Origin of the sequence: Curtobacterium sp. MCBD17_008 (genome assembly GCF_003234475.1) — a bacterium.
In the GTDB taxonomy this organism is placed as follows: domain Bacteria; phylum Actinomycetota; class Actinomycetes; order Actinomycetales; family Microbacteriaceae; genus Curtobacterium.
The window spans coordinates 20,407-42,492 of sequence record NZ_QKTK01000016.1 but is presented as its reverse complement, the minus strand read 5'-3'; the positions used below and the strand labels follow the sequence as shown (position 1 = coordinate 42,492).

General features: G+C 70.7%; 26 protein-coding genes and 1 tRNA gene. 20 read left to right on the top strand and 7 right to left on the bottom strand.

Annotation, left to right across the window (positions count from 1 at the left end):
- The first annotated feature begins 34 nt into the window (after window positions 1-34).
- The 6 genes from mtrA to secA all read left to right on the top strand — a co-directional run bounded on the left by mtrA (window position 35) and on the right by secA (window position 8,945).
- Window positions 35-712 (top strand): MtrAB system response regulator MtrA, encoded by a 678-nt coding sequence (mtrA, locus tag DEI95_RS13895; protein WP_110824488.1) that lies wholly within the window; start codon window positions 35-37, stop codon window positions 710-712.
- Between the two features lie 5 nt (window positions 713-717).
- The gene (mtrB, locus tag DEI95_RS13890; protein ID WP_258365944.1) at window positions 718-2,382 is read left to right on the top strand and encodes an MtrAB system histidine kinase MtrB; all 1,665 of its coding nucleotides are present in this window, start codon (window positions 718-720) and stop codon (window positions 2,380-2,382) included.
- A complete protein-coding gene (locus tag DEI95_RS13885; protein ID WP_111060613.1) occupies window positions 2,379-4,088 on the top strand; it encodes a GerMN domain-containing protein in 1,710 nt (569 codons plus the stop codon). The genes mtrB and DEI95_RS13885 overlap by 4 nt, the downstream gene beginning before the upstream one ends.
- 239 nt (window positions 4,089-4,327) lie before the next feature.
- Window positions 4,328-5,137 carry a phosphoribosyltransferase family protein gene (locus DEI95_RS13880; protein WP_146243683.1) on the top strand — a complete coding sequence of 270 codons (810 nt, stop codon included), beginning with the start codon at window positions 4,328-4,330 and terminating at the stop codon, window positions 5,135-5,137.
- Between the two features lie 147 nt (window positions 5,138-5,284).
- Window positions 5,285-6,007 carry a ribosome hibernation-promoting factor, HPF/YfiA family gene (gene hpf, locus DEI95_RS13875; RefSeq protein ID WP_258365945.1) on the top strand — a complete coding sequence of 241 codons (723 nt, stop codon included), beginning with the start codon at window positions 5,285-5,287 and terminating at the stop codon, window positions 6,005-6,007.
- A gap of 157 nt (window positions 6,008-6,164) precedes the next feature.
- Complete coding sequence (gene secA, locus DEI95_RS13870; protein WP_111060611.1) at window positions 6,165-8,945, top strand: preprotein translocase subunit SecA; 2,781 nt, start codon at window positions 6,165-6,167, stop codon at window positions 8,943-8,945.
- Between the two features lie 283 nt (window positions 8,946-9,228).
- On the opposite strand, the gene DEI95_RS13865 is transcribed toward secA, so the two are convergent.
- Window positions 9,229-9,957 (bottom strand): Rv3235 family protein, encoded by a 729-nt coding sequence (locus DEI95_RS13865; protein WP_111060610.1) that lies wholly within the window; start codon window positions 9,955-9,957, stop codon window positions 9,229-9,231.
- A gap of 117 nt (window positions 9,958-10,074) precedes the next feature.
- On the opposite strand from DEI95_RS13865, the gene DEI95_RS13860 reads away from it, so the two are divergent.
- Both DEI95_RS13860 and DEI95_RS13855 read left to right on the top strand, forming a co-directional pair.
- Complete coding sequence (locus tag DEI95_RS13860; RefSeq protein ID WP_110824482.1) at window positions 10,075-11,586, top strand: sensor histidine kinase; 1,512 nt, start codon at window positions 10,075-10,077, stop codon at window positions 11,584-11,586.
- A gap of 77 nt (window positions 11,587-11,663) precedes the next feature.
- The gene (locus tag DEI95_RS13855; protein WP_110889908.1) at window positions 11,664-11,879 is read left to right on the top strand and encodes a hypothetical protein; all 216 of its coding nucleotides are present in this window, start codon (window positions 11,664-11,666) and stop codon (window positions 11,877-11,879) included.
- A 363-nt stretch (window positions 11,880-12,242) separates the two neighbouring features.
- Here the strand turns inward: DEI95_RS13855 and DEI95_RS13845 are convergent, their stop codons facing one another.
- Complete coding sequence (locus DEI95_RS13845) at window positions 12,243-12,680, bottom strand: hypothetical protein (RefSeq protein WP_111060609.1); 438 nt, start codon at window positions 12,678-12,680, stop codon at window positions 12,243-12,245.
- A 175-nt stretch (window positions 12,681-12,855) separates the two neighbouring features.
- Here DEI95_RS13845 and DEI95_RS13840 point away from each other — a divergent pair, with 175 nt between their 5' ends.
- Both DEI95_RS13840 and DEI95_RS13835 read left to right on the top strand, forming a co-directional pair.
- Complete coding sequence (locus DEI95_RS13840; RefSeq protein WP_111060628.1) at window positions 12,856-13,380, top strand: tetratricopeptide repeat protein; 525 nt, start codon at window positions 12,856-12,858, stop codon at window positions 13,378-13,380.
- 55 nt (window positions 13,381-13,435) lie between these two features.
- The gene (locus DEI95_RS13835) at window positions 13,436-14,113 is read left to right on the top strand and encodes a DUF402 domain-containing protein (RefSeq protein ID WP_111060608.1); all 678 of its coding nucleotides are present in this window, start codon (window positions 13,436-13,438) and stop codon (window positions 14,111-14,113) included.
- A gap of 23 nt (window positions 14,114-14,136) precedes the next feature.
- On the opposite strand, the gene DEI95_RS13830 is transcribed toward DEI95_RS13835, so the two are convergent.
- On the bottom strand, window positions 14,137-14,412 hold the full coding sequence (locus tag DEI95_RS13830) for a hypothetical protein (RefSeq protein WP_146243681.1): 276 nt from the start codon (window positions 14,410-14,412) through the stop codon (window positions 14,137-14,139).
- A 33-nt stretch (window positions 14,413-14,445) separates the two neighbouring features.
- Between DEI95_RS13830 and DEI95_RS13825 the strand changes: the two genes are divergently transcribed.
- The 4 genes from DEI95_RS13825 (at window position 14,446) to DEI95_RS13810 (ending at window position 16,460) form a co-directional block, all read left to right on the top strand.
- Entirely contained in the window at window positions 14,446-15,141 is a 696-nt protein-coding gene (locus DEI95_RS13825; RefSeq protein ID WP_110911071.1) for a DJ-1/PfpI family protein, read from the top strand.
- Between the two features lie 69 nt (window positions 15,142-15,210).
- Window positions 15,211-15,489: a hypothetical protein gene (locus DEI95_RS13820; RefSeq protein WP_146243680.1), complete on the top strand. Its 279-nt coding sequence runs from the start codon at window positions 15,211-15,213 to the stop codon at window positions 15,487-15,489.
- Window positions 15,490-15,642: 153 nt separating this feature from the next.
- Window positions 15,643-16,038, top strand: a complete 396-nt coding sequence (locus DEI95_RS13815) for a hypothetical protein (RefSeq protein WP_146243679.1) — start codon at window positions 15,643-15,645, stop codon at window positions 16,036-16,038.
- A gap of 227 nt (window positions 16,039-16,265) precedes the next feature.
- A complete protein-coding gene (locus tag DEI95_RS13810; RefSeq protein WP_110889903.1) occupies window positions 16,266-16,460 on the top strand; it encodes a hypothetical protein in 195 nt (64 codons plus the stop codon).
- Between the two features lie 641 nt (window positions 16,461-17,101).
- Here DEI95_RS13810 and DEI95_RS13800 read toward each other — a convergent pair.
- Window positions 17,102-17,350 carry a WhiB family transcriptional regulator gene (locus DEI95_RS13800; RefSeq protein WP_022904217.1) on the bottom strand — a complete coding sequence of 83 codons (249 nt, stop codon included), beginning with the start codon at window positions 17,348-17,350 and terminating at the stop codon, window positions 17,102-17,104.
- Between the two features lie 265 nt (window positions 17,351-17,615).
- On the opposite strand from DEI95_RS13800, the gene DEI95_RS13795 reads away from it, so the two are divergent.
- Window positions 17,616-18,035 (top strand): hypothetical protein, encoded by a 420-nt coding sequence (locus DEI95_RS13795; protein WP_110824481.1) that lies wholly within the window; start codon window positions 17,616-17,618, stop codon window positions 18,033-18,035.
- 53 nt (window positions 18,036-18,088) lie between these two features.
- Here DEI95_RS13795 and bcp read toward each other — a convergent pair whose 3' ends face one another.
- Window positions 18,089-18,559 (bottom strand): thioredoxin-dependent thiol peroxidase, encoded by a 471-nt coding sequence (gene bcp / locus DEI95_RS13790; RefSeq protein ID WP_110824480.1) that lies wholly within the window; start codon window positions 18,557-18,559, stop codon window positions 18,089-18,091.
- Between the two features lie 112 nt (window positions 18,560-18,671).
- On the opposite strand from bcp, the gene DEI95_RS13785 reads away from it, so the two are divergent.
- Window positions 18,672-18,747: transfer RNA gene (locus DEI95_RS13785), tRNA-Lys, on the top strand.
- 145 nt (window positions 18,748-18,892) lie between these two features.
- On the opposite strand, the gene DEI95_RS13780 is transcribed toward DEI95_RS13785, so the two are convergent.
- The gene (locus DEI95_RS13780) at window positions 18,893-19,543 is read right to left on the bottom strand and encodes a YigZ family protein (protein WP_111060604.1); all 651 of its coding nucleotides are present in this window, start codon (window positions 19,541-19,543) and stop codon (window positions 18,893-18,895) included.
- A gap of 57 nt (window positions 19,544-19,600) precedes the next feature.
- On the opposite strand from DEI95_RS13780, the gene DEI95_RS13775 reads away from it, so the two are divergent.
- The 4 genes from DEI95_RS13775 to DEI95_RS13760 all read left to right on the top strand — a co-directional run bounded on the left by DEI95_RS13775 (window position 19,601) and on the right by DEI95_RS13760 (window position 21,752).
- The gene (locus DEI95_RS13775) at window positions 19,601-20,041 is read left to right on the top strand and encodes a hypothetical protein (protein WP_110824478.1); all 441 of its coding nucleotides are present in this window, start codon (window positions 19,601-19,603) and stop codon (window positions 20,039-20,041) included.
- On the top strand, window positions 20,038-20,502 hold the full coding sequence (locus DEI95_RS13770; RefSeq protein WP_110824477.1) for an ImmA/IrrE family metallo-endopeptidase: 465 nt from the start codon (window positions 20,038-20,040) through the stop codon (window positions 20,500-20,502). The genes DEI95_RS13775 and DEI95_RS13770 overlap by 4 nt, the downstream gene beginning before the upstream one ends.
- Complete coding sequence (locus DEI95_RS13765) at window positions 20,499-21,425, top strand: hypothetical protein (protein ID WP_111060603.1); 927 nt, start codon at window positions 20,499-20,501, stop codon at window positions 21,423-21,425. The genes DEI95_RS13770 and DEI95_RS13765 overlap by 4 nt, the downstream gene beginning before the upstream one ends.
- Before the next feature lie 114 nt (window positions 21,426-21,539).
- Window positions 21,540-21,752, top strand: coding sequence for an SCO4848 family membrane protein (locus DEI95_RS13760; protein ID WP_110824475.1), 213 nt, complete (start codon window positions 21,540-21,542; stop codon window positions 21,750-21,752).
- Window positions 21,753-21,780: 28 nt separating this feature from the next.
- Here the strand turns inward: DEI95_RS13760 and DEI95_RS13755 are convergent, their stop codons facing one another.
- The gene (locus DEI95_RS13755) at window positions 21,781-22,086 is read right to left on the bottom strand and encodes a hypothetical protein (protein WP_146243678.1); all 306 of its coding nucleotides are present in this window, start codon (window positions 22,084-22,086) and stop codon (window positions 21,781-21,783) included.

Here is a 22,086-nt window from a genome sequence, read left to right as displayed (position 1 = left end):
GCACCCCCGCCCTGCCCCTCGGAGTCCCGATCCCATGACACCGCGCATCCTCGTCGTCGACGACGACCATGCCCTCGCCGAGATGATCGGCATCGTCCTCCGCTCGGAGGGCTACGAGGCCGACTTCAGCGCCGACGGCAACGACGCCGTGGACGCGTTCCACGCCACGAAGCCCGACCTCGTGCTGCTCGACGTCATGCTGCCGGGCATCGACGGCATCGAGGTGTGCCGCCGGATCCGCGCCGAGAGCGGCACGCCGATCATCATGCTCACGGCGAAGGGCGACACCGCCGACGTCGTCGCGGGACTCGAGAACGGCGCCGACGACTACGTCGTGAAGCCGTTCAACCCGAAGGAGCTCGTCGCGCGCATCCGCACCCGGCTCCGGCCGTCCGCGTCGGACGCGACCGTCCTGCACGTCGGCGACCTCGTCGTGGACGTCCCCGGACACGAGGTCCGCCGCGGAGACCGGCCCATCGCGCTCACCCCGCTCGAGTTCGACCTGCTCCGTGCCCTCGCCGAGAAGCCCAGCCAGGTGTTCACCCGCGAGATGCTCCTCGAGCAGGTCTGGGGCTACCACTACAAGGCGGACACCCGGCTCGTGAACGTGCACGTGCAGCGCCTCCGCGCGAAGATCGAGCACGACCCGGACAACCCGCGCATCGTGACCACCGTCCGCGGCGTCGGGTACCGGGCCGGCGCGCAGAGCTGACGGCCGTGCCGTCGACGTCGGTCCCGGTGCCGCTCCGCCGGGTGCGCCGGCGGGCCCGGTACTGGCTCCGCCGCGTCTGGCGCGGGATCGCCTACCTGTGGCGCCGCTCGCTCATGGTCCGGTCCGTCGCGATCACCGTGGCGACCACCGGTCTGGCCGTCGCGGTCATCGGCACCGCCGTCATGGTCAGCATCTCGAACAACGTGTACGCGCAGCGTCGCGACCAGATCGAGGCCGAGTCGGCGCGCGCCACCATCGTCGCGCAGGGGATCTTCGACGCCGCCACCGCGGCCGAGGACAACAACCAGACCGAACTCGAGTCCCTGCAGAGCGAAGCGCAGAACGCGATCCTCTCGAACACGACGAGCCCGGGCGGCACGAGCATCGCGATCGAGCGGACACCCGGCGAACCGACCCCGCAGATCCTGCAGAACGTCGCGAGCACCCGGTTCCCCGACGCCGTCATCACGGACGAACTCCGGAAGCGGGTCGCCGCGGACACCGGCGAACTCAGTCTGCAACCGGTGCGGCTCGACGGGCCGGACGGACGCGGCCCCGGTCTCGCCGTCGGGTCCACGCTGCAGATCCCGAGCGCCGGCCAGTACGAGCTGTACCTGGTCTACGACCTGTCCGACGCGCAGCAGACCCTGGACTTCGTGTCGCAGACGCTGTCCATCGGCGGTGTCGCGCTCATCGTCCTCATCGCCCTCGTCACGTCCCTCGTGGTGCGGCTCGTCGTCCTGCCGATCCGCGGTGCCGCCGAGACGAGTCGGAAGATCGCCGCGGGGCGCCTCGACGAACGCATCCCGGTCCGGGGCGAGGACGACATCGCCACCCTCGCCCGGAGCTTCAACGACATGGCGGACGCGGTGAGCCGGCAGATCACCCAGCTCGCCGAACTCTCCCGCGTGCAGCAGCGCTTCGTGTCCGACGTCTCCCACGAGCTGCGCACCCCGCTCACCACCATCCGCCTCGCCGGGGACCTGCTGTACGACGCCCGGCACGCCTTCGAACCCGCCGCCGCCCGCTCCGCGGAGCTGCTGCACGCCCAGGTCGACCGGTTCGAGCTGTTGCTCGCCGACCTCCTCGAGATCTCGCGGTACGACGCCCAGGCCGTCGAGCTCGAGACCGAGCCGGTCGTCCCGGCCGCGCTCACGGCCGACATCGTCGACGAGTTCCGTCCGCTCGCCGAACGGGTCGGCATCGAACTCCGCTTCGCCAGCCCCGGCGGGCACACGCCGATGCAGCTCGACGGCCGCCGGATCCGTCGGGTGCTCCGCAACCTCGTCGGCAACGCGGTCGAGCACGGTGACGGCCGCCCGGTCGACGTCGTGGTCGACAGCGACTCGCGCTCCGTCGCGATCGCGGTCCGGGACCGCGGCGTCGGGATGCCGCCCGAGGACACCGCCCGGGTGTTCGACCGGTTCTGGCGGGCCGACCCCAGCCGCAAACGCACCATCGGCGGCACGGGGCTGGGCCTCGCCATCAGCCTGGGCGACGCGCAGCTGCACGGCGGCCGCATCGACGTCTGGTCCCGACCGGGGGAGGGATCGGCGTTCGTGCTCGTCCTGCCGCGCCGTACCGACGAGGCTCCGGCGACCTCGGCCATCCCGCTGCCCGCACTCGACGAGTCGTACGACGGACCCACCGCACCGGAGGACCGACCATGACCAGGACCGCTCGACCCGGAGCCCGGCGACTCCGACGCCTGCTCGCGACGGCGCTCGCCGCCGTGACGCTCCTCGGCGTCACAGCCTGCGCTGCGATCCCCGAGGAGGGGCCGGTCCGCGCGGGGCGGTCGATCACGGACGAGTCGCAGTCCGGCGGCGTGGACTACCGCCCCTCCGGCCCCGAGGCCGGATCCGACCAGACCGAGCTGCTCACCCAGTTCATCGACGCCGCGACCGGCGCCCAGAACGACTACGCCGTCGCCCGGGAGTTCCTCAGCGCCGGCTTCTCGCAGAAGTGGAACCCGCGCCAGGGCGTGACGATCCGGCAGGGTGACGGGCAGGTCGAGCGGGTCGGGACGCGTGAGCTCACCTACACGCTCAGCGCGAGCGCCTCGGTCGACGCGGACGGCGAGTACACCCAGGCGGTCCGCCCGACCTCGTCGACGTTGACGTTCCAGTTCACGCGGGAGGACGGTGAGTGGCGGATCGCCTACGCCCCCGACGGCATCATCCTGTCCCCGATCAACTTCGTCTCGGTGTTCCAGCCGCACGCGCTCTACTTCTACGACCCGACGTACCGGTACCTCGTGCCGGACGAGCGGTGGTTCCTCGCCCGGTCCTCGACGAGCACGCGGATCGTCAGCGCGCTCCTCGCCGGCCCCGCCGAGTGGCTCGAGGGCACCGTGGTCTCGTCCTTCCCCGAGGGCACTCAGCTCTCGCTCAACGCGGTGACGATCGAGAGCGGCAGCGCCCAGGTCGACCTGTCGAGCGAGGCGCTGCGCGCGACCACCGTCGACAAGGTCCGGATGCGGGAGCAGCTCACCGACTCGCTGTCCTCCATCGCGACCGTCTCCTCCGTCGACCTCACCGTCGAGAGCGTGCCCGTGCCCCTACCGGACTCGAGCGGCACGAGTGCCCAGCGGAACCCCGACGTCGACGCGAGGCCCCTGGTCGTGCAGGACGGCGCCGCCGGCTTCGCGACGCCGAGCACGGGGGACGTCACCGGCCTCGGCGGCGGGATGAGCGGCCGGATCGCCGCGCTCGACCCGCGGTCGCTCGCGCTGTCCGCCTCGGGCACGCTCGCCGCGGTCGGCAACCGCGACGGCGTGTTCGTCGTGCGCAGCGGCAAGGACCCGCTCCGGGTCGACACCCGGGACGACCTCGTGCCCCCGTCGATCGACGACCAGGGGTTCGTGTGGGTGGCGGAGCGCTCCGACGCCCGGTCGATCACGGCGTACGGCACCGGCGGCGACCCGCACCAGGTCACCTCGACCCTGCCGGAGGGGGAGCTCGTGTCCTTCCAGGTCTCCCGTGACTCCACCCGTGCGCTCGCGCTCCTCGACACCGACGACGGTGCTGCCCTGTACGTGGTCGCGATCACGAGGGGTTCGGACCGCGCCCCGACGTCCCTCGGTCCGCCGGTGCGCGTCCAGGCCGCGGCTGGCGACCCGGTGAGCGCGACCTGGGTGGACGAACTCGACGTCGCGTCCGTCGGTCGGACGAGCACGGGGGCGAGCGTCGTCCGGACGACGGTCGGCGGCCAGCCGGAGACGCTCGCGAAGCCCGGCGGCACGGCGACGACCATCGCCGGGGGGAGCGGTGGTGCGCTGCTGCTCCGGATGACCGACGGGTCGGTGCTGCAGTCGACCGGCGGAGGGTGGGACACCACCGGCGTCGACGCCGAGGTCCTCGGCATCCAGCGCTGAGCGCCTCCCCGTCACGGCGGGGCCGGCCGGGAGGCCCGTCCACAGTCCGCCGGGCGGCGCACCCCGACGGCACTCCGCCGGGCGAGCATCGGGTCATGTCGTCCCCACAGCTGCCGTCCGTGGTACCGCACGCTCCTGGACCTGGACCTGGACCTGGACCTGGACCTGGACCTGGACCTGGACCTGGACCTGGACCTGGACCTGGACCTGGACCTGGACCTGGACCTGGACCTGGGCCCGTGCCCGTGCCCGGGCCCGCGCCTGCTCCTGACGTCGGCCGTGCCTCCGCCCCGGATCCGGCCGAGCCCGGTCCGGTCGCCGGTCGTGTCCCCGGTCGTGTCCCCGGCGCGGACCATCCATGGCGTGACGCCGTCGGCGCGGTGCTCGCCGTGCTCCTGCCCGTCGACTGCGTCGGGTGCGGTGCGCCCGACCGGGCGCTGTGCCACACCTGCCGGGGGACGCTCGCGGCCCTCCCCGGACGGACCCGGCTCGTCGCGGGGGTCCGACTCGACGCGGCGTACGAGTACGAGGGACTCGTACGGACGCTCGTGCTCGAGTGGAAGCTGCGCGGCCGGGTGGACGTCGTCGCACCCCTGACGGACCGGACGGCCGACCTGGTGCGGTCGGCGCTCGCCGCGGCGCCGGGCGCGGTCGTCCTGCGGGTGCCCCCGTCGGCGCGCGGGCACCGCCGTCGTGGGTTCGACCCCGTGGTGACGGTGCTCCGCCGCGCGGGCGTGCGGCGAGCCCCCGCCCTCCGACGGGTCGCCGTCCCGGCGGCGCTGCCGGGTGCGGACCGGGCGGCGGGGACCGTTCGCGGGGGCGCCGACCCGCACGGGGGCGGTGGCGGACAGAAGGAGCGCACCGGCATCGAGCGCGTCGCCGCCACGGTCGGCACCCTCAGCGCCCCCGCGCTCGTCGCCGGGCGGGACGTCGTCGTGGTGGACGACGTCGTGACGACCGGGGTGACCATGGCCGAGGCGGTCCGAGCAGTGCGGGCCGCGGGCGGACGTGTGGTCCGGTGCGTCGCGGTTGCGAGCGTCGAGGTGTGAACGCCGAGTGTCCCCTGGGCATCCGGTGGGTGTCCCCGCCCGACCGCCCGACGCGAGCACCCGCTCGGGCGGCAGGGTCTAGCCTCGCGGCAAGGCGTTGGTGTTCGCCGGACGGAGGCGAACCGCCGAAAGTGGATGGGAGCCGCCATGGACGTGACGATCACGGGCCGGAACGTCGGAGTGACCGACCGATTCCGGACCTACGTGGAGCAGAAGTCCGAGAAGATCGACGCCCTCGCCGACCGGGCCCTCGCGTTCGAGGTGCGGTTGAGTCGGCACCACGAGAAGAGCAGCGGGGCGCAGGGCGAGGACCGCGTCGAGCTGACCATCATCGGACCCGGACCGCTCGTCCGGGCCGAGTCCGCCGCGTCGGACAAGTACGCGGCATTCGACCTGGCCTTCGCGCGCATCGCCGAGCGCCTGCGCCGGGCTCGAGACCGCAAGAAGGTGCACCGCGGGCGCCACCGCCCGACGTCCGTCGCCGAGGCCGCCGGTGCCGGCTTCGAGGGCATGGGGGTCGAGCCCGCCGACGGCAAGCTCATCGAGGAGGTCGCCACGGGCGCCGTTCCCGTGGTCGACGTCGACCAGGCAGCGGACCACGAGGACGACGACCAGGCGTACTCGCCCGTCGTCATCCGTCAAAAGGTGTTCGAGGCCGCCCCGATGACGGTCGACGACGCGCTGTACCACATGGAGCTCGTCGGACACGACTTCTACCTGTTCGTCGACTCCGAGACCCACCGGCCGAGCGTGGTCTACCGCCGCAAGGGCTGGGACTACGGCGTCATCGGCATCGACGAGAACCCGGGCGCCGACGCCCGGGGGAGCGAGCACGTCCTGGTCGAGGAGACGACCTCCGCGAACGCGTGACACCGATCCCGAGTGCGCACGGTCCGGTCGGACCGTGCGCACTCGTGCTGTCCGGCGTGCACTCGTCCTGCTCCCAGCGCCGGGCTGCGGCGGGTTGCTAGCATGACTGGCTGATCGGGCGCGCGGACCGCGCACGACGACTTCGTAAGGAGCTCACGTGGCAAACGTGCTGGAGAAGGTCCTCCGCATCGGTGAAGGGCGGACCCTCCGTCGGCTGAAGGCGTACGCCTCGGCGATCAACGACCTCGAGGACGACTTCGCGAGTCTGACGGACGAGGAACTCCTCGAGGAGACGACCGAGCTCCGCGAGCGGTACGCCAACGGCGAGACCCTCGACGACCTCCTGCCCGAGGCGTTCGCCGCCGTGCGCGAGGCCTCCAAGCGGACCCTGGGCATGCGGCACTTCGACGTGCAGCTGATGGGCGGCGCGGCGCTCCACCTCGGTAACATCGCCGAGATGAAGACCGGCGAGGGCAAGACCCTCGTCGCGACGACCGCGGCGTACCTGAACGCCATCCCGTCGCGCGGCGTGCACGTCATCACGGTCAACGACTTCCTCGCGTCGTACCAGTCGGAGCTCATGGGCCGCGTCTTCCGCGCCCTCGGCATGACCACGGGCTGCATCGTCGCGGGCCAGTCGCCGGCCGAGCGCCGCGAGCAGTACGCCGCCGACATCACCTACGGCACGAACAACGAGTTCGGCTTCGACTACCTGCGCGACAACATGGCGTGGCAGGCGTCGGACATGGTCCAGCGCGGCCACTTCTTCGCCATCGTGGACGAGGTCGACTCGATCCTCATCGACGAGGCCCGGACGCCGCTCATCATCTCCGGCCCGTCGTCGGGCGAGGCGAACCGCTGGTTCACCGAGTTCGCCTCCATCGCCACGCGGCTCACCCCGGGCGAGGACTACGAGGTCGACGAGAAGAAGCGCACCGTCGGTGTGCTCGAGCCCGGCATCGAGAAGGTCGAGGACTACCTCGGCATCGACAACCTGTACGAGTCGGCGAACACCCCGCTGATCTCCTTCCTGAACAACTCCATCAAGGCCGTCGCCCTGTTCAAGCGCGACAAGGACTACGTCGTGATGAACGGCGAAGTCCTCATCGTCGACGAGCACACCGGCCGCATCCTGATGGGCCGCCGCTACAACGAGGGCATCCACCAGGCGATCGAGGCCAAGGAGGGCGTCGAGGTCAAGGCCGAGAATCAGACGCTCGCCACGATCACCCTGCAGAACTACTTCCGCCTGTACCAGAAGCTCTCCGGCATGACCGGTACCGCCGAGACCGAGGCGGCGGAGTTCATGTCCACGTACAAGCTCGGCGTGGTCCCGATCCCGACGAACCGCCCGATGCAGCGCATCGACCAGACCGACCTCGTGTACAAGAACGAGCAGGCCAAGTTCGAGCAGGTCGCGAACGACATCGAGGAGCGTCACCAGAAGGGCCAGCCGGTCCTGGTCGGTACCACGAGCGTCGAGAAGTCCGAGTACCTGTCGAAGCTCCTCGCCAAGAAGGGCGTGAAGCACGAGGTCCTCAACGCGAAGAACCACGCGCGCGAAGCCGCGATCGTCGCCCAGGCCGGTCGCGCCGGCGCCGTCACGGTCGCGACGAACATGGCCGGTCGTGGAACCGACATCATGCTCGGTGGCAACGCCGAGTTCCTCGCGGTGCAGGAGATGCACGCGAAGGGCCTGTCGCCGACGGAGACGCCGGAGGAGTACGAAGCCGAGTGGGACAAGGTCTTCTCGGCGATGAAGGCCACCGTCGAGGAGGAGAGCGAGAAGGTCCGGGAAGCCGGCGGTCTCTACGTCCTCGGGACCGAGCGGCACGAGTCCCGCCGCATCGACAACCAGCTGCGTGGTCGTTCCGGTCGTCAGGGCGACCCCGGCGAGAGCCGCTTCTACCTGTCGCTGACCGACGACCTCATGCGGCTGTTCAACTCCGGTGCCGCCGAGAGCCTCATGGGCCGCGGCAACGTGCCGGACGACCTGGCGATCGAGAACAAGCTCGTCGGGCGCGCGATCCGCTCCGCACAGGCGCAGGTCGAGGGCCGGAACGCCGAGATCCGCAAGAACGTCCTGAAGTACGACGACGTCCTGAACCGCCAGCGCGAGGCCATCTACAGCGACCGCCGCCACATCCTCGAGGGCGACGACCTGCACGAGCGCGCGCAGTCGTTCCTGAAGAGCGTCGTGGACGACGTCATCGACACCCACACCGGCGAGGGTTCCCCGGACGACTGGGACCTCGACGCCATGTGGACCGAGCTCGGCACGCTGTTCCCGATCTCGATCACCATCGACGAGGTCATCACCGAGGCCGGTTCGAAGGGCAAGGCCACGCGGGACTTCCTCGCGCGGGAGATCCTGTCCGACGCCCAGCTCGCCTACCAGAAGCGCGAGGAGACCCTCGGCGAAGAGGCGATGCGTGAGCTCGAGCGTCGCGTCGTCCTCTCGGTGATCGACCGCCGCTGGCGCGACCACCTGTACGAGATGGACTACCTCAAGGACGGCATCGGCCTCCGCGCAATGGCGCAGCGTGACCCGCTCGTCGAGTACCAGCGCGAGGGCTACGCGCTGTTCCAGACGATGATGGGCCAGATCCGCGAGGAGTCGGTCGGGTTCCTCTTCAACCTCGAGGTGCAGGTCCAGTCGGACGGCGACAACGCCGTCATCGAGGCGAAGGGCCTCGGCGAGGAGGGTGAGAACGCCGGACTCGAGTACTCGGCGCCGTCCATCGACGGCGAGGTCGAGGTCCGCGACGAGGCCGGGCGCCTCGAGCAGGCAGCGACGGCGCGCGCGCAGCGTGAGCAGGCCGAGCAGGAAGCGGCGGGCCCCGAGCGGGGTTCGGCCTTCGGCTCCGCCGCGACCGCCACCGGGCAGGCTGACGCGAACAACCGCGCCGAGCGCCGGGCGGCCGCCAAGAAGGGCTGACGCTCCGCACGACACGACGGGAGGCCCGGTACCAGCTGGTACCGGGCCTCCCGTCCGTCATCCCGGTGCCGGTGACGGTGCCGGTGCCGGTGCCGGTGCCGGTGCCAGCGCCCGCACCGGCACCGGCAGGGCGGCCGACACCCGGACCGGTGCCGGGCGTTGGACCGGCACCGGGACCGGGAGCGGGGAGCGGGAGCGGGGTCGTCGTCGGGGACCTGCAGCGGCGTCGGGCCCGGCAGGAAGATCGACGTCGACCCTGCTCGACGGGCCCGGCTCCGCGCACTCAGAGCACCCCGATCGCGGTCGCCCGCCAGCGACCGTTGCGGACCTCGAGCCGGATGGCGACCGCCCGGGCGCGACTCCGGGTGTGGACGACCACGGCCGCCTCGGCGACGCCGTCCCGGGGCCCGTCGAGCACGACGCCGCCGACCCGGATGACCGCACGCTGCCGTGCGTGGCGGGACACCGACCGGGCACGCGCCGCGACCGCCGCCCGGTGCTGCAGGTGTCGGTGCACCTCGTCGGTGATCCACCGCGAGATGGTGTCGACCTCACGGGCGCCGGTGAGGATCTCGGCGACGCACAGGGCGAGGGACCGCGCGGTCTCGCCGGCGTCCGGGAGGTCCGTGCCCGCGCCGCCGCCACCCGCACCGACAGCCGACTGCGTCTCGTCCGGGCCCGGCGCAGCCCCGGTCCCGGACGGATCCAGGACCGCCGCGGGTCCGGACGGATCCAGGGCCGCTCCGGTCACGGACGGACTCAGGACCGCCCCGGTCCCGGCCGTGCCGACGGCCGCGCCGGTCCCGTCCGTGCCGACGGCCGCGCCGGTCCCGTCCGTGCCGACGTCCACCCCGGGGTCGACCGTTCGGACGACGCTCGAGGAGGATGAGGGCACGGCGTGGGTGCCGCCCGTCCCGTCGTCCTCGGCGCGATGGCGGTCCCTCCGGTCCTCCTCGGTCTGGTCGTACCTCCCGACCGGCTCCTCGTCGATCCGTTGCGCCGTGTCCGTCACCCCGGCCCCCTTTCTCCAGGGCTGAGCGTATGGGCCGTGCAACATCACATTTCGCCGAGCGGTGTTGCCTGTGGAGAGTGCGCCGTCTCCACACAGCGGCGGACCTAGACTTGGCGGGTGTCGACCCTCAGTGACCTCGTCCTCGCACAAGGCCGTTCCTCCGAAGCCGACGTGGAATGGCTGCACCTGCTCGTCGGCGACTGGCAGCTGCTGGCCGACCTGTCCTTCGCCGACATGGTCCTCTGGGTACCGACCGCCGACGGGTCGTCCTTCGTGGCCGTCGCCCACGCCCGGCCGTCCTCGGCGGCGACGCTGTTCTACCGCGACATCGTCGGGCAGGAGATCCGCGAGGAGTGGCGCGACCAGGTCACCCAGAGCTTCACCGGGAGCCGCGTCGTCGACTCGGCCGAGCCCGACTGGTACGAGGACACCCCGACCCGCGTCCGCGCCATCCCGGTGCTCCGCCGCCTGACCGCGAAGAGCGCCGAGACCACCGAGCGGCCGATCGCCGTCGTGACCCGCCACTCCAACCAGGACGAGTCGCGCACGCCGAGCCGTCAGGAGCTCAACTTCACCGCGAGCGCGAACGACCTCTTCGGCATGATCGCCACCGGCGACTTCCCGGACCTCGGCGCACCCGCTGGCCCCCGCCGTGGTGCGCCGCGAGCCAGTGACGGTCTCCTCCGCCTCGACACCGACGGCGTGGTCACGTTCGCGAGCCCGAACGGTCTCAGCGCGTTCAACCGGATGGGCTTCGAGGGCGAACTCGAGCGCAAGTCCCTGGCTGAGGTCACGACGGAGCTGCTCGGTGCGCAGCTCGACGTCGACGAGTCCCTGCCGCTCGTGGTCACCGGCCGCGCTCCGTGGCGGGCCGACATCGAGGCGAAGGGCGTCACCGTGACCCTCCGGTCGATCCCGCTCCGCGACCAGGGTGCCCGCATCGGCGCCGTCGTCCTCTGCCGCGACGTCACCGAGATGCGGCACCAGGAGCGCGAGCTCATCACCAAGGACGCGACGATCCGTGAGATCCACCACCGCGTCAAGAACAATCTGCAGACGGTGGCGTCCCTCCTGCGGATCCAGGCCCGGCGCACGCACTCGGACGAGGCGCGGACCTCCCTGCAGAACGCGATGCGGCGCGTGGCCGCCATCGCCGTCGTGCACGACACCCTGTCGACGGGGCTCAGCCAGACCGTCGACTTCGACGAGGTGTTCGACTCGGTCCTCAAGCTCGTGACCGAGGTCGCGGCGTCGCACAACACGACCGTGCACCCGAAGAAGACGGGGGAGTTCGGTGTGCTGCCGTCCGAGGCCGCGACCCCGCTCGCGCTCGGTCTCACCGAACTCGTCACCAACGCCGTGGAGCACGGGCTCGACGGGCGCGACGGCGAGGTCGAGATCGTGGCGAACCGGCACGACGACCACATCGAGATCCAGGTCCGCGACAACGGCGTCGGCCTGCCGGAGGGCAAGGTCGGGTCGGGGCTCGGGACGCAGATCGTCCGCACCCTCATCCAGGGCGAACTCGGCGGCACGATCGACTGGCACACCCTCACGGGCAGCGGCACCGAGGTGACCATCTCGATCCCGTTCCGCTGGCTCACGGCGGCACCGGCAGCGACCGCCTGACCGCTCGCGGTCGTCCGCGACGGCCTGGAGGCCCGCACCCGGTCGACCGTACGTCATCCTCTCCGTACTCTTGCACCATGACCGACGACCCGATGCGCGACCTCCTCGAGGAGGCGACCACCACCGTCGCAACCGGCGGCGACGTGAGGCGAGCGGTCGGCCTCGCCAGCCTCCTGTCCCTCGTCACTGGGAGCGTCGCCACGGTGACGGCCGCGACCATCGCCCTCGTCGTCTTCCTCTTCGTCTTGTCGCCGTTCGCCTTCCTTCTCGGTTTCGGACTACTGCTCGGCTGAAAGCGGTACGGCACCGGCGTGAGTCCGGCAGCAAGATCGGCTACGGAGACGCCGTTGTCTGGCGGCGGTAGTGGAGAGGCGATCGGCCGACTTGGCGTTCGAAGGCATTGCTGAATGCGCTTTCCGAGCCGGAGCCGAGGTCGGTGGCGAGAGCCATCACGCGGACGTCAGGGTCGCGGAGTGCGCGCTGAGCGAGGACCATCGCCAGTGCGTCAGGTAGGACGATGGCGTGCTGCCAGAGACCCTGCGGAATCGCTCCGCGAATCGGTGTGCGACATCTCGGCGGGGCTTTTCAAGCTCTCCGGCGACGCATCCGCTACGCGCCTACGTGGGCCCGAACACGGTGAAGGTCAGCGCTCCATCTCACGACGTGGATATCACCAAGTAAACTGGCCCGCCGCCTCCGGCGGTCGCACCGGACATCGTCACGGACACGGGCTCGTCGCCCACCTGAGTGAACCAGGGCTCCCCGTTCTCGCCGAATCCGGCGGCTTCCATCCGCTTGCCGACCCGCGCCTTCCAGTCTGGCGTCGCCGCTGCGTCGAACGCGTAGTTGATGGATGGACCCGGCCCCGCGCCCAGGGGCCTGACCGCGACACCGGTCTCGGTGCGTCTCGCATCCGGAATGACGCTCCGAAGATCGATGCGCTGATCAACGACGCGCATCGCGGTGAGGGCCGCGTCTGTCTTCTCACGCTGATTCGTGTCGTACCAGACACGCACCCCTACAGCGGCTCCGACGATCGTCAGCAGCGCGATCGATGCAACCAGCACGATGCGCGTTCGCTGCCTCATCCCCACGAGTGGAACCTAGCCGAACCCGACCCCATCTACCTCGTGTCTCGGGGATCGGGGTCGCCCGACCTCTCGTCCCGTAGGGCGGGTCCTGGTTCCCGCTGGACGACCAGCCGTTGAGACGACCGGTACTGTGTCGTCGCGGTCGCCCGACTGCTCGAATCAGGGAGAGCTGCTGACCATGTCTGATGCAATGGAGACGCAGCTCGACGCGATCTTCGCCGCCCGGAACCGCGAGGACATGCGACCGACCATCGACGCGTTGCTTCCCATCTACGACGAGCACCCGGAGAACCCTCGGGTCCTCTACGAGCTCGGTGGCGCGTACGACACGGCGGGGGACGAGGCGACGGCGCTCAGCTTCTACCAGCGAGCGATGGAAAGAGGGCTCGCCGGAGACGTTCGTCGCCGCTGCTACCTCCAGTACGGGAGCACCCTCCGGAACCTCGGCCGGATCGACGACTCGCTACGGGCCTTCGCGCGGGCGCGGGCTGAGTTCCCTGAGTCCGTCGCCCTCGGGGCCTTCGAGGCCTTGACGTTCTTCGCCGCTGGCCGGCCGAACACCGCACTCGCGAGCCTGCTCGTGCTCCTCGCGGAGCACGTGCACGCCCCGGAACTCGACCGGTACAAGCCGGCCTTGCGCGGCAACGCCGACTACCTGGCCTCGCTGGACGCAGAAGACGACGCTCACTCGGACGCCCGGTAGGGGATCGGCTACCGGGACGGGTGAGGCGCCATCGTTGCTGTGAGAGCATCACCGGATGCACGACGACGTTGCAAGAGACGTGCGGAGCGAACCGTTCCGTGTTGGTGAATCCGTAGCCCTCCGTAGTCTGCACACCTTCGGCTCCCGGGGCCGGGCGGTTTCGTTCGCGGTCGCGGGTCGAGTGCTCGTCGATGACGACGACGTCTCTGTGGTCACGAGTTCGGTCGGTGCCGCAGTTCGCCGTCGAGCTGGTGTCGGGAGCGGGCCGAACGCAAGGCTCGTCCTCCCCGCCGACTGGGATGGTTCCTACGTCGAGGACAGCTGGTTCGGAGCGCCGGTGGTTCGCGTGCATCCGAAGGGGGCAGCGTGGTCGGTGTGGCGCTGGCACGACGGGAAGCAGTGGCTCCCGGACTGGTACATCAACCTCGAGCTGCCGTGGGTGCGAACCTCGATGGGCTTCGACAGTCAGGACTGGACTCTCGATGTCGTCGCACGTCGGCACCCTGAGGGTCGCTGGTCGGTTCGGTACAAGGACGAAGACGAACTCGCCTTCTACGCCGACCAGGGCCTGGTCTCCGAAGCAGACCGCCTGATGATCGAACGCACAGGCGAGAAGGCCACCGCTGCCGTGCACGCCGGCTCGTTCCCGTTCGATGCGGATTGGTCCGAGTGGCCGCCGCAACCGAGCTGGGTCGCCCCGCAGCTGCCAGCCGGGTGGGATGCAGTCCGGTAGACGATCCCCCTACGGACGCTTCGTCAGACCTGTTCGGCGCTGTGATCGAAGGCAAGCGGCAGCAGGTCGCTCGCGGTCACGCTCCCGTCAGGCCCGGGCAGGATGACGCGCACGTGAGGGTGGTAGTCAGCGAGGACCTGGCGGTCGCGACCACACGGCCTCTTGACGCCCCGGCCGTGGTCGCCCACGGCGACCACGTGTGTCAGTTCGGTGTCTGTGAGGACGGCGGCAGAGGGCGGAAGGGCACCGAACATGCTTCGACACCAGGGCGCGCGGGCGTTCCGGTAGGGGATCGGCATCCGGGATCTCCGCGGTCTAGCGAGGATGTATACATGAGCACCCACGTCAGATTCGTCGCGCTGCTGTTCCCGAACGTGACACAGCTCGACTTGACCGGTCCGGTGCAGCTCTTCTCACGGCTGCCCGGTGCGACCATCGACCTGGCCTGGCACGACCGCGAACCGATCGACACCGACGCGGGATTCGCGATCGTGCCGACCGCGACGTTCGACGAAGCACCACAGGCGGACGTGCTCTTGATCCCGGGAGGGCAGGGTGCGTTCGACTTGCTCGACGACGAGCGAGCCATCGACTTCGTCACGCGGCAGGCTGAGCACGCACGCTACGTCACCAGCGTGTGTACCGGAGACTTCGTGCTCGGTGCCGCAGGGCTGCTGATCGGCAAGAGGGCGACGACGCACTGGGCGTCCCACTCGCTGCTCGAGACCATCGGAGCTGTGCCCGAGCATGCGCGGGTGGTCCGTGATGGTCGAGTCATCACGGGGGGCGGGGTGACCAGCGGCATCGACTTCGCCCTCACTGTCGCCGCTGAGGTGTACGACGAAGCCACAGCCCGTGCCGTTCAACTGACCATGGAGTACGACCCTCACCCTCCGTTCGACGCTGGATCACCAACGCGTCCGGAGGCCGATCCGGCTCAGGTTCAGCGCGCCGTTGCAGACGCTCGACTCCGACGAGGACCAGTCGTCGCCCAAGCGGCATCCCGACTAGGACTGGCGTCGCGATAGCCGATCGTTCCACACGACCTACGCCGAATGGTCGATGCGTCGGGTCGTCTGTGCCCGTACCGTCGGAAGATGCTCCAGCGAACCGCCGCCGTCACCGCAGCCCTCGTGATCACGCTCGTCTCGGTCACGGGGTGCGCAGCCGGGCCGGGAGGCACAGCCTCCTCCGCGACGGCGGCGGCGGCGGTCCCGCAGCTGGACCCGCAGGTCGCGTCCACGCTCGACGACGCGCTCCGCACCGTGCGGGCGAGCCCCGGCGTCGCGAGCGCGACGAACCGGATCGAGCTGCACCAGCGCTACACCGCCGCCGACGGAACAGACGTCACGCCCCCTGGCCTCGACGCATGGTAAAACCGCGATGCCGGCCCGGCCGCACCGCCGCCGATGGGCGGTGTCTCCCCGGACGATCTCACGCTCCCGCCGGTACCCACGCCCTCGGCTCGTCCCACACCCCCAGTCGGTGCGACCGAGACGCACTCGTTCTCGAGCGCCTTCGTGGTCACGATGGACCCGGACGCAACCCCGTCGGAAGCGTCCGCGGTTCCGGTCGCGATGGCGGAGCGGATTGCCTGGACCGGTGTCACCCTCACGCTGCAGGTGCCGGAGGGGCCGGGACACGTTCTCTCCACCGTCACCTACTCGGGCACGTTCGACCAGCGGATCCCTGACGAAACCGCCCTCGGTGTCGCGTCCGGATCGGCCACGCTCGCGGCCACTCCAGGCGTGACCGGAGTCGAGGCGAGCATTCCGCAGACGATGCGCATCGACTACGGCTCGCTGACGATCGGGGTCTCCCCGGCGGACGACGCCACGCTCGCGCGGGTACACGGTGTTGTTGACGGAACCGTGTTCGCCGGGACGACGCTGCACGGGTCGTTCGGGAACGGGGCGAAGCCCTAGTCGGAGGCATGACTGCACGCTCAACCAGCGGCCGCACATTCACCTGCACCTGTCGCCGTCGAATCCGGCTTCCGTGTGGTCTGAGGTCCGAGTAGTACACCGTCCCGTCAGCCGATTCCCCACCGGAACGATCAAGAGCGACCGAGCCAGCGTTCGGTGGTCCAACGGCCATCGGGACGGAACTCTGGGATTGCATGCCCCTTGTCGCCCGCCGATAGCCTGACCCTGTGAACAACCCGCAACAGCAGGGAGCCGCCGACCTCGTGGGCCTGCTCATCGGTGCCCCACTCGCCATCATCGGTGTGTTCGTGCTTGTCAGCGCCGGGAGTACACCGGTAGCCATCCTCGGCGGCACTCTGCTGCTTTCGGGAGTGATGCTGGTGTCCACCGCGCTGCTCATCCGAGGGCTACGCCGACGGTGAGGCGGCTCACTCGCCGATCGTCCATCGGACGGGACAGTGCTCAGCGGCCGGAGGCAAGAAGACCTCCCAGAGAACTTCGCCGTCGATGACAGCGGTCGTGGGTGCAAGCCCGGTCCGGCGCGCGACGTGCTCGGAAGCTGTGTGGTCGGGATGGATGGAAGCCCTGATGTGCCGCACGTCGACCGAGCGCAACCAAGTCACGACGGTGGATGGACTGGCGGCCGTACCGTGCGCCCAGTTCGTCCAGGGTCGGTGGCTCGCCGCCGGTGAAGAGGTAAAGCTCTGGTGGAGCCAGGGTGGTGACCATCTCGCTTGCGTGTTCGACGGCAAGCGGTTCCAGGGCGAGACGATCCGAGTCCAAGGGATCAGCCTGTGGCCATGACATGACCCGAGCTTTGCAGATCGCTCGGTCGACCGCTCTACCGGGACGCTGCTCCGTCAGGACAAGTGATCTGGCAGCGGTGCCGGACATCGGCGTTGTGGCGGGCGCAGCGCAGGTCGGGACAGACTGGTCGGCAGCCGACAACGAGGTGCGGGCCTCCAGGCGTTCCGCGGTGTCCCTGCGGCACAGTGTCACGGGCCGGACGCAGGAGAGCCCGCCACCCGGAGGGATGGCGGGCTCTCCCGTCAGGTGTGCGCGGTCAGGAGGCGCGGCGGGCGCGGGCTGCGCGGCGCTTGAGCGCGCGACGCTCGTCCTCGCTGAGGCCGCCCCAGACACCGGAGTCCTGGTTGTTCTCGAGGGCGTACTGCAGGCACATCTCGGTCACGGTGCACCGAGCGCAGACCGACTTGGCCTTCTCGATCTGGTCGACGGCCGGGCCGGTGTTCCCGACGGGGAAGAAGAGCTCGGGGTCTGCGGTGAGGCAGGCAGCCTGGTCACGCCAGTCCATGTGTGGTGCTCCTTGCGGTAGATGCTCGAACGGCAGGCCGCGGCCGTGGCTCGGGGGATCGGGACTCTGCACATGCTCATGTGACGTACGGGAGGCTTCCTGTGGGGGAGGAGCCCGCGCGGGGAGAGTTCGACGCCCGCGGAACGCTCGGGGGAGGAGCGTCGAACCACGGGAGACGTACACCACATCGTGCCGTCCAAACGACCTCGGACATCGTTCCATACTGGTATGGCCAAATCAAGGGTTTCACTGCTGGAGGATCGCTGTGCCTGACACCACCACGGACGACGAACTCGTCCCCCGGAGGCGGCCCGCTGCACTCCTCGTGCTCGTCGCCGTCGTCGGGCTCGAGTTCCTCGCGATGGCCGCCGTGACGGTCTACCTGCTCGTGGAACTCCTCACGACCCCGGCAGCGGGCATCGCGTCCGGGATCGCCCTGCTCGTGCTCGCGGTCCTCGCGACCGTCTGGCTCGGCGCGATGGTGGCCGGGCTCCGCCGCGGACGCGCCTGGGTGCGCAGCGGTGTGGTCGTCTGGCAGGTCCTGCAGGGTGCCCTTGCGATCGGGGCGTTCCAGGGCGAGTCGCGGGTGGCGTCCGTCGGGTGGGCGCTGCTCATCCCGGCGCTGCTCGGCATCACGCTCGTGCTCAGCCGGCCGGTGACCGCGGCACTCGTGCGCCGGGACTGAGCGGCGACGGGCCCGAGCAGCACCGGGCCCGAGCAGCACCGGGAGGCGGGCCGTCAGACCAGGCCGAGCTTCTTCCGCAGGCTCGCCACATGGCCGGTGGCCTTGACGTTGTAGAGCGGCAGCTGGACGCGGCCCTCCTCGTCGACGACGATCGTCGACCGGATGGTGCCGGTGACGATCTTGCCGTAGTTGTTCTTCTCACCCCATGCCCCGTACGCGCGGTGTACGGCGAGATCGGGGTCGCTCAGCAGCGGGAAGCTCAGGGCCTGCTCGGAGTGGAAGCGCTGCAGGGCGGGCAGCTCGTCCTTCGAGACGCCGAGGACCTCGTAGCCGGCGGCCTGGAGCGACGACATGTTGTCGCGGAAGTCGCAGGCCTCGGTGGTGCAGCCCGGGGTGGACGCCGCGGGGTAGAAGTACACGATCACCTTCCGTCCGCGGAGGTCCGCGAGCGCGTGCTCGGTGCCGTCCTGGTCGGGGAGGGTGAAGTCGGGGGCGGTGTCGCCGGCGGCGAGACGGTCGCTCAAGTGGGGCTCCTGTTCGTCCGTGCCGCGAGTGGTCAACGGCACGCAGAAGTCATGCTATTGTTGATTCCCGTCGCGGGGCGCACGCCGAAGCGGCAGGACAACTTCACACCACGCACCTCTAGCTCAATTGGCAGAGCAACTGACTCTTAATCAGTGGGTTCTCGGTTCAAGTCCGAGGGGGTGCACCAACCGAAGACCCCGACCGATCCGGTCGGGGTCTTCGTCGTCGTACCGGCGTTCCACGCACCGTGCCTCGCGAGACCGTCGTGCCCGACACGCCCGACCCGGTTCCGGTCACCATCTCGACCGGACGGCCCAGCCGCCGGCGCTGCGTCACCCGTCGGACAGCTCCACCACTCGCTCCTCGCCGACCACCGCATCGAGCCCGCCCGACGACACCGCCGCCAACTCCGCCCGGAGTTCTGCGATCCCGTCGGTCGGCACCCACACCTCGAACGTCGCCTCCGCGCCGTAGACCGTCGCGCCGGAGGTGGCGTCGTGCCGCTGCACCCACGCGCGCAGGGCGTTGTCCACCCGTCCCGCGTCGGCGTGCGGGACCGCTACGGTCACCTGCGTCCGGGCGGCGCGGCGGACGACCTCCGCCCGGTCAAGCGTCTCGGACACCGAGGTCGAGTAGGCCCGGACCAGCCCACCGGCACCGAGCTTCACGCCGCCGAACCACCGGCTGACGACCACGACGACGTCGGTGAGGTCCCGCCGACGGAGGACCTCGAGCATCGGGACGCCCGCGGTGCCCGAGAGTTCACCGTCGTCGGAGGACCGGGCCTGGTCTCCGAGGACGCCGGTGACCATCGCGGTGCAGTGGTGCCGGGCGTCCCACGAGCGACGGCGGACGTCCGCGATGACGGCCTCCGCCGCCGCCGGGTCCGCGGCGGGGTGCGCGAGGGTGACGAACCGGGAGCGCGACACGACGATCTCGTGCTCGACCGGGCCGGCGATGGAAGCGGGGTACCGGCGGGGCACCCGTCCGAGGGTAGTGGCGCAGTAGGGTGGTCGGGCACGGGATCGAAGGGGGCGACGATGACGGGATCGGTGCCGAAGGGCGGCGTGCTCGACGCGGGGGAGCTCGCGCGACGGCTCAACCTGCTGCTCGACTTCGAGGAGTCGCAGCGTGGTGCACCCGTGCCCTTCGCGGAGATCGAGCAGTACGTGGCCGACGGCGGCGGTTCGCTCTCGCGCGCGAAGTGGACCTACATGGTTTCCGGTGACGGGCGGCGGAACAGCGACACCCAGCTGCTGCGCCTGCTCGCGGGCTTCTTCGAGGTCGACGACCGTTTCCTGCTCGAGGACAGCGAACTGCCCGAGCGCATCGGCGCGCAACTCGCCCTCGTGCGGGCCGTCCGTTCGGCCCGGGTGAGCGGTTTCGCAGCGCGGACCTTCCCCGGTGAACTCTCGCCGGAGGCCCTCCGCCGCATCGCCGAGGTCATCGAGCAGGAGTCGCGCAGCGGCGGTGCGGTGTGACCGCGCCGACGCTGGTCGACCGGTTCTGGCAGCTGGGCGAGGACGCGGGCTGGACCGGGATCGACGACGCCGTCGCGGCGGCCGAGGACCTCGTCGGCAAGCCGATCACCGTCCGTGAGGAGTCGTTCCTGGCCGACGAGCCGGTGTGCGGCTTCGTCGCGACGCTGGAGCACCGTCACCTCGTGATGATCTCCCCGACGCCGTCCCCGACCTTCCGCGCGTTCGTCATCGGACACGAGCTCGGCCACGTCCTGCACGGACACCACGAGACCGCGCCGCAGGCCGCCGCCATCCGGAGCCTCATCCCGGACCTGCCCGAGTACAAGGTCGAACGGGCCCTCGCCCGCGGCCTCTTCGAGAACGAGTACGAACGCGAGGCCGAGCTCTTCGCCGACCGGCTCGCGCAGCTGATCCGCGGCCACCGCGAACGTCCCAGTGCGTTCCGCGGGGTCTTCGGGTGATCCTCGCCGTCGTCCAGGCGGTCCTGCTCGTCGTCGGGGCGGTCGTCCTCTCCGTCGTGCAACGCGGGCAGGACCGGACGCTGGCACTGACGTTCCTGCTGTTCTCGGGCACGGTCGTCGCCGGCGTCGACCCCCTGTACCGCGCCGTCGACCCGCTGCTCGGCGGACGGAACGTCTTGACCCTCGTGTGCGACGTCCTGATGGCGGCGGGGACGAGCACGCTGCTCTGGGGCGTCGCGAAGGCCGTGGGAGCGGCACGGCCGTGGATGCGCAGGGCGGTCGTCGCGTCGTGCTCCGTCGTGGTCGTCGCCGTCGTGACGGCGTTCGTGCTGCTCGACCCGGTCCCGACGACCACGACGTTCATGCTCGCCGTCGGTGCGCAGCCCCTCGCGGCGGTCTACTCGATCGTGCAGACGACGTACCTGGGCGTCGCCCTCGGCGCCACCGGGCTCATCTGCGTGCTGCGCATCCGGGAGGCCCGGACCGGTCCGGACCGAGTCGGCCTGTGGGCGCTCGTCGCCGGCGGGGTCTTCGGCGTCGTCCGCATGGTGGTCGTCGCGGTGATGGACCTGGCCCACGTCGCCGGCCGGGTCGACGTCACGCGGGCGCTCGCCCTGCCGTACGACGTGACGACACCGGGCGCGGTGCTGCTCGTCGCGTCCGGCATGCTCCTCCTCGTCCTCGGCCACCGGCTCTGGCAGAGCAGACGGACCCGGGCGCTGCAGGATGCCCTCCGCCGTCTCGAACCGGTCCACGCCCGACTCGGCACCGACAACGAGTACCCCGACTCCGACGACCCCGCGACCCGGCTCAGCCGTCTCATCGTCGAGGTGAACGACGGCGCCCGTCGACACCGCACACCGCTCAGCCCGGCCGACCAGGCAGCGCTCGCAGAGGCGGAAGCGGTCCTCGCGGGCACCTGACCCCGGGCCCGACCACCCGGTCGTGTACGCTCTGTAGCACGTGCTACACCCGGTGTGGTCGCGGGTCTCGGCCGGTCGTGGGGGGCGGCCGAGGCCCGGGCGTAGGATCGTCGGGTGCTCGTCTTCGCTGCAGTGGTCCTGATCGTCGGCGCCGTCTTCAACGTGGTCGCGTGGCCGCGCTTCTTCCAGCGCGTCGCGAAGGACTCCCGCGCCCGGGACGCCGCGGGCCGCCCGACGACGTTCTGGCGCGTGCACTTCGTGCTGCTGCTCATCGCGCTGGTGATCGCGGTGGCCTCCGTGCTCGCCGCGGTGCTGCTGCTGGTCTGACGCCCGCCCGCCGCTGCCGGCGACGTCGCTACGACGCGGGCGGGAGTGGCGCACCGAGCGCCGAGCGCAACGCGACGTCGGCGACCGCCTCGTCGGCGGGGGAGAGCAACACCCGCCAGACGTCGTCCGGCGTGACGAACTCGACGCAGACCGCGTCGTCGTCGCACTCCTCGATCCGCCACCCCTGCACGGCGTCCATCGGGACCGGGAGCAGCGCGTCGCGCTCGTAGCTCGTCTCCGCGGTGACCCGGTCACGGAACACCCGCACCCGGCACGTGGCGCCACGCCAGGTGTGCTGCAGGTCGAGCGTCGGGAGAACAGGAGAGTCCGGCAC